Below are 13171 nucleotides of genomic sequence, written 5' to 3'. Positions count from 1 at the left end.
GGGGGTCACTTTCTTGGCTGTCGACCAGAGTAGGCGCTTTAGCGCCGTACTCTGGTCCCATGCAAAGAAAGTAACCAAAGAAAGCAGCTTTTTTCTGGGCCCGCAGCACTGAAAAGGTAGTCACTTCGCAGAGAGACCGTGGCACTCAGCTGGATACAGCGTTGAATCACCTTCCGCGCCAGCTGAGCACCACGTCCTCCGAGCCCCTTGGCTCGTTAACACCAACGCGTGTTTTCGCGTGTCGCATGGAAGAAGAAAGTGCCTGTGTTGAACTACATTGCGTGCTTGTCCGGCTCGGCGCGTGCAGCATCTGTCGCGCGGATTCCATTTCAGGCGTTGGAGGCAGTCGCGTGCTACACGGATTAGCCTGGGCAACGTGAGAGGAACGACATGCGCGATGTTCCCGAAGGTTTTGACGAGCCAAGGGGCTCGGAGGACGTGGTGTTCAGTGGGCGTGGAGGGTGATTCAGGGTTGGTTCAAACTGAGTGCCAATGACTTGCTGCGGAGTGACCACACTGTTACTGCTTCGGGCTAAAAAAAGCTGCTTTCTTTGGTTACTTTCTTTGCAGCAGCAAAGAAAGTAACCCCCGCCCCGGGGAGGGGCAACGCTAATAGACCGACAAGAAATCAAGTTCCCCGACAAAGAAACCAAGTACCCCTGAGCGAAGCTCAAAAAACCAATTATGCCGAACGCACTCCCCGAAAAGTTGCTCCCGGGCGCTCCGTACCCGCTCGGAGCCAACTGGGACGGTTTGGGCGTCAACTTCGCCGTGTTCTCGTCGAATGCGCACCGCATCGAGGTGTGTCTCTTCGACAGCACCGGCCGCAAGGAGCTGATGCGCTTCGACCTGCCCGAATGCACCGACGAAATCTGGCACGGCTATCTGCCGGGCGCGCATCCCGGCACCGTGTACGGCTTTCGCGCGCACGGGCCGTATCAGCCGCAGCACGGGCATCGCTTCAATCCGCACAAGCTGCTGCTCGATCCGTACGCGAAGAAGCTCGTCGGCCCGTGGCGATGGTCCGATGCGCTCTTCGGTTATCGCGTGCATTCGAACCGGCTCGACATGTCGATGGATCGCCGCGATTCCGCGCCCGCGATGCCCAAGTGCATCGTCACCGACGACGCCTTCGACTGGTCCCGCGACGTGCGCCCCGATACGCCCTGGGGCGAAACCATCATCTACGAAACGCACGTGCGCGGCGCATCCATGCTGCGCGGCGATATTCGTCAGCACGAACGCGGCACGTTCGCGGCGCTCTCCTCGCCGTGGTTCATCGAGCACTTGCAGAAGCTCGGCATCACCGCCGTCGAGTTCCTGCCGGTGCACGCTTTTCTGAACGACCGCTTCCTCATCGAGCGCGGCCTGCGCAATTACTGGGGCTACAACACCGCCGCGTTCTTCGCGCCCGAGCCCACGTATCTGTCCACGCATCGGCTCAACGAAATGCGCATCGCCGTGCGGCAACTGCATGCGGCAGGCATCGAAGTCATACTCGATGTCGTGTACAACCACACGTGCGAAGGAAGCGAACTTGGGCCGACGCTGTCGTGGCGCGGGCTCGACAACGCCAGCTACTATCGTCTGATTCCCGGCGACGAACGGCATTACATCAACGAGACCGGCTGCGGCAACACGGTGAATCTTTCGCATCCGCGCGTGCTGCAAATGGTGATGGATTCGCTGCGCTACTGGTGCACCGCGTTCAACATCGACGGCTTCCGTTTCGATCTCGGCGTCACGCTTGGGCGCGAAGGTCATGGCTTCGATCCGGGCTCGGGCTTCTTCGACGCCATCCGCCAAGACCCGATTCTCTCCACGCGCAAGCTGATTTCCGAGCCGTGGGATATCGGGCCCGACGGCTATCAGGTCGGCAATCATCCGCCGGGCTTCGCGGAATGGAACGACAAGTTCCGCGACGGCGTGCGGCGCTTCTGGCGCGGCGACGCCGGCATGCGGCCCGATCTCGCCGCGCGTCTCACGGGCTCGGCGGAACTCTTCAACAGGCGTTTTCGCAAGCCGTGGGCATCGGTGAACTTCGTCGCGTCGCACGACGGCTTCCCGCTCGCCGACGTGACCGCCTATACGCACAAGCACAACGAAGCGAATCAGGAAGGCAACAATGACGGCCACAACGAAAATTGCAGCGCGAATTGGGGCGTGGAAGGCCCGACCGACGACCCGAAGATCCTCGACGTCCGCGCGCGTCTCGCGCGTTCGATGATCGCGACGACGCTGCTCTCGCTCGGCACGCCGATGATTCTCGGCGGCGACGAGTTTCTTCGCACGCAGGGCGGCAACAACAACGCGTACTGTCAGGACAACGAGTTGTCGTGGATGGACTGGGAAGCGGCGCAAAGCCCGCGCGGCGTGGAGATGACGGAATTCGTCGCGCGCGTGATCGCGCTGCGCAAAAAGTACCCGGTGCTGCGCGAAACGCGCTTTCTCTACGGCGACCGCGAAGTGCTGCCCGGCCTCTACGACGTCAGCTGGTTCGACGAACGCGGCAACGCGCTCGCCATCGAAGCGTGGCAGGACCCCGAAGGCCGCGCGTTGACTTTGCGTCGCGCGGGACCCGGCATCCACAGCGAAATCGACGTCATCCTCATCATGATCAACGGCTCCGCGAGCCCGCTCGCGTTCGCGCCGCCCGCGCCGCACTTGGAATGGAACGTGCTGCTAGACAGCGCGGAACCTGACGCCGTCGAACGGCCGCTCGTGGGCAGCGAACTGCAGCTGGAAGCGCATAGCATCGTCGTGCTGCTGGCGCAGCCGTCGGGCCAAGCGGACTGGCAGGCTGTCTGGATGGCGGGCGCGCATCAGGGCCCGCGACTTCTGACCGCGCTGCCGCCGGACCCCGGCACGTTGCCGTCGAACCGGCCACACGAGACCGATTCGACGCAGTAGCGCCACGTCGGACGCACGACGTCGAGGCTCGCGCGGCACGCTCCACCGTAGGCAATGCGACAAGCAAACCTGGCACTCAATCATGTCCGAACGTCCGATCGATCCTCATCAGCATCACCACGCGCATTGCCTTCCTTTCGGCGCGCATCTCACCGGCGCGGCGGGCGACAATCCGCGCACGCGCTTTCGCTTCTGGGCGCCTTCCCGCGACCACGTTCAAGTGGAGATTCAACGCCCCGGCAACACGACGCCCGACCTCGTCGACATGCAGGCGACGGGCGACGGCTGGTTCGAAGCCGAAGCCGATGGCGGCGCAGGCACGCTGTATCGCTATCGTCTCGATGCGGACCTCGCCGTGCCCGATCCGGCCTCGCGCTTTCAGCCGCAGGACGTGCACGGTCCGAGCGAAGTGGTCGATCCGCGCGCCTATCGCTGGACGAATACCAACTGGCACGGCCGGCCGTGGGAAGAGACCGTGCTCTACGAATTGCACGTCGGCGCGATGGGCGGCTACGCGGGCGTCACCGCGCGTCTGCCGGAACTCGCGCAACTCGGCGTCACGGCCATCGAACTGATGCCGCTCAACGACTTCTCCGGCACGCGCAACTGGGGCTATGACGGCGTGCTGCCGTATGCGCCCGATTCCGCGTATGGCCGTCCGGAAGAACTGAAGCAGTTGATCGACACCGCGCACGGCTTGGGGCTGATGGTCTTTCTCGATGTCGTCTATAACCACTTCGGCCCGGACGGCAACTATCTGCACGCCTACGCGAAGACCTTCTTCCGCGAAGGCGTGAACACGCCGTGGGGCCCGGCGATCGACTTCGAGCGTCCGCAAGTGCGCGACTTCTTCTTCGACAACGCACTGTACTGGCTCAACGAGTACCGTTTCGATGGCCTGCGCCTCGACGCGGTGCATGCGATTAACGACGACGAATGGCTGCGCGAACTCGCGGACCGCGTGCGCAGTTCCGTTGAGGCGGGACGTCACGTGCATCTGGTGCTCGAGAACGAGCACAACACGGCGAGCCTGCTCGAGAACCACTTCAACGCGCAGTGGAGCGACGACGCGCACAACACGCTGCATGTGCTGCTCACGGGCGAAAACGAGAGCTACTACGGCGCGTATGCGGAAGAGCCCATTCAGAAGCTCGCGCGCGTGCTGTCGGAAGGCTTCGTGTATCAGGGCGATCCGTCGCCGATTCACGACGGCGCCCCGCGCGGCGAGCCGAGCGGTCACTTGCCGCCCACGGCCTTCGTCATGTTTCTGCAGAATCACGATCAGGTCGGCAACCGCGCGATGGGCGATCGCCTGCGCGCGCTGACCGACGACGAATCGCTCTATGCGGCCACCGGCCTTTTGCTGCTATCGCCGCAGATTCCGATGCTTTTCATGGAAGAACAATACGGCTCGAAGCAACCGTTCCTGTTCTTCACCGACTATCACGATGAACTTGCCGACGCCGTGCGCGAAGGACGTCGCAAGGAATTCGCGAAGTTCTCCGCGTTCACGGATGAAAAGCGCCGTGCGCAGATTCCCGATCCGAACGACAAGCGCACCTTCGAGATGTCGTCGCCGAACATCGCGAACAAGGAAGACGAACTCGATCGCCTCGAATGGCTGCATTTCTATCGCTCGGGGCTGACGGTGCGCGCGAAGCTCATCACGCCGCGTCTGAAGGGCGCGAAGGCGCTCGGCGCGAACGTGCTCGGCGAGAAGGCGCTCGTCGCGCGCTGGAAGCTCGGCGACGGCGAGACGCTCACCATCGCGCTGAATCTGGCCGATGCGCCCGTCGCCCTTTCCGACTCGCCTTCCGATGCACCACAGGGCAAGGTGATCTTCGAAACGCCGCCGCGCGCGCAGGATCGCACGGCCAAGGGTGAACTAGGCGGCCGCACGTTCGTCGCGTGGCTGACCGGCGAAGTGAACGAATACGCGACCGCGCACGACGCGCGCCGCTTCGAACCGACTGAAGGACAACGCTCGTGAGCGCCGCGAATCAAGGCAAAAGTGAGCGCCCGCGCTCGTCGATCGAAACCCTCGCCGAGCGCGCGGGTTTCGAAGTCGAGTGGCAGGACGCGCACAAGAAGACGCAGCGCGTGCCGGAAAACACGCTGCGCATCCTGCTCGAAAAGCTCGGCCTGCCGTGCGGCAACGCCACGCAGATCAAGCAGAGCATGGCGGCCGTCGATGCCGAAATGAGCGGCCGCAAGCTGCCGCCGCTCATCACGGCGGAAGTGGATCGCGGCATCGCGCTGCCGGCGGCGGCGGCCAAGTCGGGCGCGCGTTATCGCGTCGAGCTGGAGAACGGCGAGATCATCGACGGGCGCTTCACGTCGCCCAAAGGCGAGACCGCGCTGCTCGCGCCGATTGCCGAGCCGGGCTATCACACGCTCGTCATCAACGACCATCGCACGACGCTCGCCGTCGCGCCGACGCGCTGCTATACGGTCGATGACGCATGGCGCGCGTTGCATGACGACGCCGACGACGCTCAAGTCGCGCCGCCGCTCTGGGGCATCGCCGCGCAAGTGTATGGCTTGCGCCGCAACGGCGACGGCGGCGTGGGCGACTTCACCGCGCTCGCATCGCTCGCGACGCAGGCGGCGAAGCAAGGCAGCCACGCGCTCGCCATCAGCCCGATGCACGCCATGTTCACCGCCGAGCCGAACAAGTGCAGCCCGTACTCGCCGTCGTCGCGGCTCTTCGTCAACATCGCGCATATCGATCCGGCCGCCGTGCTCGGCGCGCCGGCTGCGCGCGCCGCGATCGAGAAAGCCGGCGTCGCCGATGAACTCACCGCGCTCGAAGGACTGCCGCTGATCGACTGGCCGCGTTTGATGCAAGCGCGCGTGGCCGTGCTGCGCGCCCTCTTCGACGGCTTCTCGCAAGACGACGATTCGCCCTTTGCGAAGGACTTCGCATCGTTTGTCGAGAAAGGCGGCCGCGCGCTGTTAGACCACGCGCGCTTCGAGGCGCTGCAAGCCGAACAGATCGCGCAGAACGGCGAAGGTCACTGGCGCAACTGGCCCGAGGAACTGCGCGACCCGCGCAGCGAAGCGGTGACCGCGTTCGCCGAGGCGCATCGGCGCGAAGTGGACTTCTATCTTTTCACGCAATGGCTCGCGGCCAAGGGACTCGCGCACGCCCAGCACGCCGCGCGCGATGCCGGCATGGCGGTCGGTCTCGTGGCGGATCTCGCGGTCGGCTGCGACAGCGCGGGCAGTCACGCATGGTCGTATCGCGACGACATGCTGACCGGCGTGTCCGTCGGCGCTCCGCCCGATCTCTTCAATCAGGCCGGGCAGTCGTGGGGACTCACGACGTTCTCGCCGCGCGCCATGCGCATGCAGGGCTTCGCCGCGTTCATCGACATGCTGCGCGCCGCGTTCGCGCACGCGGGCGGCATTCGCATCGACCATATTCTCGGGCTGCGCCGCCTTTGGCTCGTGCCCGAAGGCGAGAGCGCGAAAGACGGCGCCTATCTGCGCTATCCGTTCGAAGACCTGTTGCGGCTGATCGCGCTGGAATCGTGGCGGCATCGCGCGATCGTGGTCGGCGAAGACCTCGGCACCGTGCCGCCGGGCTTCAGCGAGCGCTTGCAGGAGCAGGGTTTGCTAGGCATACGAGTACTCTGGTTCGAACGTGCTCAGGATGGCGAAGGATTCAAGCCGCCGGGCGAATGGAGCGATGGCGTGACGGCAACGACGACGACGCACGACCTGCCGACCGTCAACGGATGGTGGCGCGGCGAAGACATCGAATGGCGCTCGAAGATCGGCCAGACGATGGCGCGCGCCGATGGCCGCGATCCGGTCGAGGCGGCGATGGAAGAGCGCGGCGTCGATCGCGGGCATCTGTGGCAGGCGTTTCAGGAAGCCGGCATTGCGCCGAAAGACGTGCCGCCGCCTTCCGTCCACAACGCGCCGGTGGACGAGGCGTTGGCCTTCGTCGGCATGACGCCCGCGCCGCTCGTCACGTATCCGCTCGAAGACCTGCTCGGACTCGTGGAGCAGCCGAATCTGCCCGGTTCCATCGACGAGCATCCGAACTGGAGGCGGCGTCTCGCGCTGCCGGTGGACGAGATGATGAACGACGATGCGTTCCGCGACCGTCTGCTCGCCGTCGATTCAGCCCGCAAGCGCGCCGTGCGCCCTGACAACTCAGACACACCCAAATCCGAAACACCATGACCGTACCGCGCTCCACGCTAAGGCTTCAGCTTCACAAGGACTTCACCTTCGACGACGCCGCCGCGCAAGTGGACTACTTCGCGTCGCTCGGGGTGAGCCACGCGTATGCGTCGCCGATCACGACCGCGACCTCCGGTTCCACGCACGGCTACGACACCGTCGACTACACGAAGGTCAACCCCGAGCTCGGCGGCGAGGAAGGCTTGCGCCGCTTCGTCGAAAAACTGCGCGCACATGACATGGGCTTGATCGTCGATGTCGTGCCGAACCACATGGGCGTCGGCGGATCGGAGAACGCGTGGTGGCAGGACATCCTCGAATGGGGACGCCACGCGGCGCATGCGCGCTTCTTCGATGTCGACTGGCACTCGCCCGATCCCGCGCTGCGCGGCAAGGTGCTCGCGCCTTTTCTCGGCGCGGCCTACGGCGAAGAGCTGCAAGGCGGCAAGATCAAGCTCGCGTATCGTCAGGAGGAAGGGCGCTTCGTCATCGAGTATTACTCGCATGTGTTCCCGGTGTGTCCGGTGGATTACCCCGCCGTGCTTCAGGAAGCGCCCGAGCTTGCGCAACGCTTCGCCGGCCTGACGACGCAGCCCGTCGATCAGCCGCGCGCCGCCGACGCGCGCACGGCGCTCGTGACCATCGCGAACACGGAAGGCGGCCGGGCCGCGATCAAAGCGGTGCTCGCCGCGCATTCGCCGGAAACGCCGGCGGGCCGCGAGCGTCTGCACCGGCTGCTGGAGCGCCAGCACTACCGGCTCGCATGGTGGCGCACGGCAGCGGACGAAGTGAACTGGCGGCGCTTCTTCGACGTGAGCACGCTGGGCGGCGTGCGCGTCGAGCGGCCGGAAGTGTTCGAGGCATCGCATGCGCTGATTTTCCGGCTCTTCACGGAAGGGCTGATCGACGGCGTTCGGATCGATCACGTCGATGGTCTCGCGGAACCGCGCGAGTATTGCCAGCGCCTGCGCGCGCGGCTCGAAGAACTGTCGGCGGAGCGGCCCGAAGCGTTGCGCAACGGCAATGGCCACACGTATTTCGTCGTCGAAAAGATTCTGGCGCGCGGCGAGCCGTTGCGCCGCGACTGGCAGGTGGACGGCACGACCGGCTACGACTTCATGAACGACGTCGGCGCGCTCCTGCATGATCCGGCGGGCGCGGAGCCGCTTGCCGCGCTGTGGGCCGAGATCACGGGCAAGAGCAGCGAATTCGCGGACGAGGCGCTGATCGCGCGCCGCAAGATTCTCGCGGAGAACCTGTCGGCGGAACTGGATCGCGTGACGCGGGCGCTGCATCGCATTGCACGCGATGCGCAGACCACGCGCGACTACACGTTCACGTCGATTCGCCGCGTGGTGGCGGAACTCGTCGTGCATTTCCCGGTGTATCGCATTTATCCGGTCGGCGGCGTGCGCAGTCCCGAGGATGAACGCTACTTCTCGCAGGCACTCGAAGCCGCGCGCGCGTCGCTGGCGCCTGCGGATCATCAGATTCTCGATCAGGTCGCGCAATGGCTCGGCGGCAAGCTGCCCGACGACGGCGCGCAACACGAGCGCGGCGACAAGAACGACCGTCAGCGGGATCGCGCAGCCGAACGCAATCGCGACCGCAATCACGCGCAGGTTCACGCGGGGCAAGGCCAGAACCCGAATCAGAACCCGCAGGCATCCGCAGGATCGCAGCGGCGCGCGGCGCAGACGCTGTTCTCGCAACTCACCTCGCCTGTCGCGGCGAAGGCGGTCGAGGACACCGCGTGCTATCGCTATGGCCGCCTCATCTCGCGCAACGAAGTGGGCGCCGATCCGGGCGAGTTTTCGCTGTCGCTCGAAGAGTTCCACAAGGCCAATCGCGAGCGGCTTGCCTCCTTCCCGCACGCGATGCTCTGCACCGCGACGCACGACCACAAGCGCGGCGAGGACGTGCGCGCGCGCATCGCCGCATTGAGCGAGATTCCCGACGAATGGGCCGCGACGCAGAAGGCGTGGTCCACGCTGAACGCACCGTTGCGGCGCGGGCCGAACGGCGGCCACAACGAAACGAGCGACAGCCACGACTGGGCGCCCGGTCCCGCCGCCGAATCGATGCTGTATCAGACGCTCGTCGGCTGCTGGCCGCTCACGCTCTCGCCGGACGACGAAGCGGGCGTGCAGGAACTCGCCGAACGCGTCGCGCAATGGCAGCTGAAGGCATTGCGCGAAGGCAAGCTGCGCACGAGCTGGTTCGCGCCCGACGAGGCGTACGAGCAGGCGTGCCGCGACTTCCTGTTCGATATCGTCGCGCCGCAGCGCCGCAGCGGGTTTCTGCAGGAGCTATCGAAGTTCGTCGAGCGCATCGGGCCGCTCGGCGCCATCGACAGCTTCCAGCAGACGCTCTTGCGGCTCACATCGCCGGGCGTGCCGGACCTGTATCAGGGCACCGAGCTGTGGGATTTCAGTCTCGTCGATCCGGACAATCGGCGCCCGGTGGATTACGCGCTGCGCCGCAAGTGGCTCGAAGAGATCGACGAAAAAGGCCCGCCGTCCGAGCAGATGGAAAACTGGCGCGACGGCCGCGTGAAACTTGGGTTGGTGCGTCGTGCGCTGGCGTTGCGCAAGCACTGCGAGTCGCTGTTCGCGCAGGGCGATTACGTGCCGCTCACCGTGCAGGGCGAACACGCGAAGCATGTGATCGCCTACGCGCGGCATGCGGGCAGCGCGTATGCGATCGTCGTCGCGACCCGGCATGCGGCGCGGTTGCTCGGCGATAAGCGTGATGTGCCGCTGGTCGAACCTTCGGTCTGGGGCGATACGTCGATCGTGCTGCCGGAAGCGCTGCATTCGCGGGCGCTCTTCGACTGGCTCAGTCCCAACGCGCCGAAGGCCGATGGCGAGCGGTTGTTCGTGCGCGACGTGCTCGGCGTGATGCCGGTGGCGTTGCTCGTGGAGGAAGGCGTTCCGGGCGGTTGATAGGTCGATGTTGCGATGGCCGCGAGCGCCCGCTCGCGGCCACGCTTCATTCGGCCCCTTCGAGCGCCTCTTCGCGAGGATACACGCGAACGAGCACGATTCTCGGCCCGTTCATCTTCTTGACGACGATATCGAAGCGGTCGAAGCCCACGCGCTGCCCTTCCGATGGCAGATCGCCCAGCGCGTTGATGACGAGCCCGCCGACCGACTCCGCGCGGCCTTCGTCGATATCGATACCGAGCGCGCGCTCCAGCGACACCACCGGCAACGAGCCTTTGCCCATCAGCGTGCCGTCGTCCATACGCGACCAGTCCGCGTCGCCCTGACGGAATTCATCGTGAATCTGGCCGACGAGCGCGCCGAGCAGGTTATCGAGCGTGATGAAGCCGATCGGCTTCGCGCCCTTCCTGCCGACGATGGCGAGATGCGGCGCGCCCTTGCGAAAGCGCCGGAAGAGTTCGAGCGCGGACAGATTCGGCGCGACGTATTGCACTGGCCGCGCATACCGCGAGAGCTTCTCCAGCTTGCTCGCGTCCTTCGTGATGCTGAAGCTGAACGTGCGGCTCGCGAGCCCGCGATCCAGCAGCAAGTCCTTCAGATGAACCATGCCGATCACGCGCTCACCGGAAGCGTCCGCATACAGCGGATAGCGGCTGAAGCGATGCCGCGAGATGATCGCGAGATTCTCGCGAGCGGGCAAGTCGTTGCGCAGGCCGACGAGTTCGTGCGCGGGCCGCATCAGATCGGAGACCGTCATGCGGCTGAAATCGAGCGAATGCGCGATGGTGTTCCACTCGTCCGCGTTATACGACGACGCGCCCCCATGACGCCGGCCGCGCAGGATCAGCTTGAGTTCGTCGGTCGAATACTGCGCGTCGTGGCCGTGCTCAGCGGACATGCCGAAAAGCCGCAGCACGAGATTCGCGCTGGTGTTCAGCACCCAGATGAACGGGTACATCAGCCAATAGAAACCGTAGAGCGGCGTGGCGAGCCACAAGCCCACTTGTTCCGCGCGGCGAATGGCCCACGACTTGGGCGCGAGCTCGCCGACGACGATATGCAGGAACGAAATGACGGAGAACGCGAAGAAGAGCGAGACGGACTCGATCACTTGCTCCGAATGCACGCCGACGAGCGCGAACAGCGGATGCAGCAACGCGGCGAATGCCGGTTCGCCGATCCAGCCGAGGCCGAGCGATGCCAGCGTGATGCCGAGCTGGCATGCGGAGAGATAGGCGTCGAGTTGCCCGTGCACTTTGGCGAGCAAGCGGCCGGGCAAGCCGTTGGTCCGCGCGATGGCCTTGACGCGCGTCGCCCTCAGTTTGACGAGGCCGAATTCCGCCGCAACGAAGAAGCCGTTGAGGGCGACCAACAACAATGCGCCGACGAGCGCGACAACCTGAGCCAAAGCAACTCTCTTCGAAAATGGAAAGCGTCAGTATATGGGCGACAGGTAATCGAAAGTCAACTTACATTCCTGCGACCGCGATACGCGCCGACAGCACGGCCTCCTGGCCGTCGACGATATTCGCGTGCTCGAAGCCGCCGCCGTGCGCCTCGGCAACGCGCTTGCAGAGCGCGAGCCCCCACGCAATGCGCCCGGCCTCGCGCGGCTCGAGCGCCTGCCTGCGCGCGAACGCTTCGAGCGCGTGCGGCGATGACGCATCGGTGAGCGCCTGCGCCGATGTCGTGAAGCGCACGTCCGTGCGCCACATGCCGCCCTCCATGACGCTCGACACCTGCACGCTCGCGTCGCGCGCGCTCGCTTCCGCGGCGAACGTGAGCATGAGCCAAAGCATTTGAGTGAGACGCTCGGCATCGCCTTCGACCTGCTCCTCGGCCAACGACGACTCCACCGCGAAGCTGATGCCACGCGAGCGCGCAATGCTCGCACGCGCGAGCGCGACGCTCTTGTCGAGCAGCGGACGCACGGCCACCGGCGCCAGCGAGAGCGCGACGGCACGCGTTTCGGCGCGCGTGGTATCGACGGATTGCTCGATCAGCTTGACCTGCTGCTCGACGCCCGAGCGAATGCCCGTCAGCGCGCGTTGCGCGGCGGGATCTTTCGCGTCGACCTTGCGTTCGAGCACGTAGCCCCAGCTGTGAATGGCGTTGAGCGGCCCGCGCAGGTCATGCGAGACGATGGACAGCACGTGATCGCGCATGAAGAGCGCGGCCTCCGCCCGAAGATGCGCGATGCGGCCGGGCGCCACTTCCTCCGACGCATCGGCCGATGGCGAGACCACGACCGTCACCGCCCCTGCCGATGGCAGCGCGAGAATGGTGAAGCTGCGCGAGGCGGCATCGTCATCGAACGTCACCCGCGCACGGCTTAAGCGGTGACCGGCGAGCGCGGCGTCCGCGGCTTCGCCGAGCGCGGCCGCGAGCGGCTTGGGCAGCGGCGTGTCGGCGAGCGCGCGGTTGGCAAGGGCCGCGGCATCCAGTTCGAAGAGATGGGCGAAGGTGGCGTCGGCCGAGATGCAGCGCAGGGCGGCATCGAGGACCAGAACGCCGTCGTTTCCTGCGACGACCGGATCGCCGGACTGGGCGCCTGTGCGTTCGACCGTACTTGAGAAAGACGTGGTCACGGTTGTTAGTCCTTGCATGTATCGATGTTGCAGTGAATGACGCTTTAGCCGATGCGTTCCGGTCGCCCATGAGCGCCCTGAGCGATGCAAGCCGTGTTGCCGATCATGTAGCCTTATCGTCAGCGCATTATAGGTGAGCGCCAGACGCGCATGCGGGGCGAAACAGCGCCACCGCTCGACCCCGGCTCGCGGCCGTCTTTCGCGATGGAGCAAACCGCGTGCGTGAGGACACGCCAGACTCTTCGTTCTCTACGCCGCGCATGCACACGCGCGCCAATTCGTTCGTGTGCCAACCCACTGAACAATTCTTTTTTTTCCTGTTAAATACCCATTACTTGTGTCCGCGTCATACTCGCGCCCCGTGGTGCGATACTGAGGCGACGCCGTCATGTCGTTGCATCGTTACCTCGCATGTTCCTTCGCTCACTCGCTGTCAGGCCAAGACGCGGGTGCTTCACCCTCTACGGCCTACGTCCTGCCGTTGCGATCCGCGCGTCCGACGAAACTATTCGTCCGATGCGTTGTCTGGCAATG

General features: G+C 65.2%; 6 protein-coding genes. 4 read left to right on the top strand and 2 right to left on the bottom strand.

Annotation, left to right across the window (positions count from 1 at the left end):
• The first annotated feature begins 684 nt into the window (after window positions 1-684).
• The 4 genes from glgX to treY all read left to right on the top strand — a co-directional run bounded on the left by glgX (window position 685) and on the right by treY (window position 10049).
• A complete protein-coding gene (gene glgX, locus JYK05_RS14390) occupies window positions 685-2910 on the top strand; it encodes a glycogen debranching protein GlgX (protein ID WP_206469163.1) in 2226 nt (741 codons plus the stop codon).
• Between the two features lie 82 nt (window positions 2911-2992).
• Window positions 2993-4900, top strand: coding sequence for a malto-oligosyltrehalose trehalohydrolase (gene treZ / locus JYK05_RS14385; RefSeq protein ID WP_206469161.1), 1908 nt, complete (start codon window positions 2993-2995; stop codon window positions 4898-4900).
• Complete coding sequence (gene malQ, locus JYK05_RS14380; RefSeq protein WP_206469159.1) at window positions 4897-7104, top strand: 4-alpha-glucanotransferase; 2208 nt, start codon at window positions 4897-4899, stop codon at window positions 7102-7104. The genes treZ and malQ overlap by 4 nt, the downstream gene beginning before the upstream one ends.
• Window positions 7101-10049 carry a malto-oligosyltrehalose synthase gene (treY, locus tag JYK05_RS14375; RefSeq protein ID WP_206469157.1) on the top strand — a complete coding sequence of 983 codons (2949 nt, stop codon included), beginning with the start codon at window positions 7101-7103 and terminating at the stop codon, window positions 10047-10049. The genes malQ and treY overlap by 4 nt, the downstream gene beginning before the upstream one ends.
• Window positions 10050-10095: 46 nt before the next feature.
• Here treY and JYK05_RS14370 read toward each other — a convergent pair whose 3' ends face one another.
• Window positions 10096-11457, bottom strand: a complete 1362-nt coding sequence (locus JYK05_RS14370; protein WP_206469155.1) for a hemolysin family protein — start codon at window positions 11455-11457, stop codon at window positions 10096-10098.
• 61 nt (window positions 11458-11518) lie between these two features.
• A complete protein-coding gene (locus JYK05_RS14365) occupies window positions 11519-12637 on the bottom strand; it encodes a sensor histidine kinase KdpD (protein WP_175940934.1) in 1119 nt (372 codons plus the stop codon).
• Window positions 12638-13171: the final 534 nt, after the last annotated feature.

Source organism: Caballeronia sp. M1242, from assembly GCF_017220215.1.
Lineage (GTDB): Bacteria > Pseudomonadota > Gammaproteobacteria > Burkholderiales > Burkholderiaceae > Caballeronia.
Note: the sequence above shows the minus strand (reverse complement) of the source record. Positions and strands in the feature narration are given on the sequence as shown.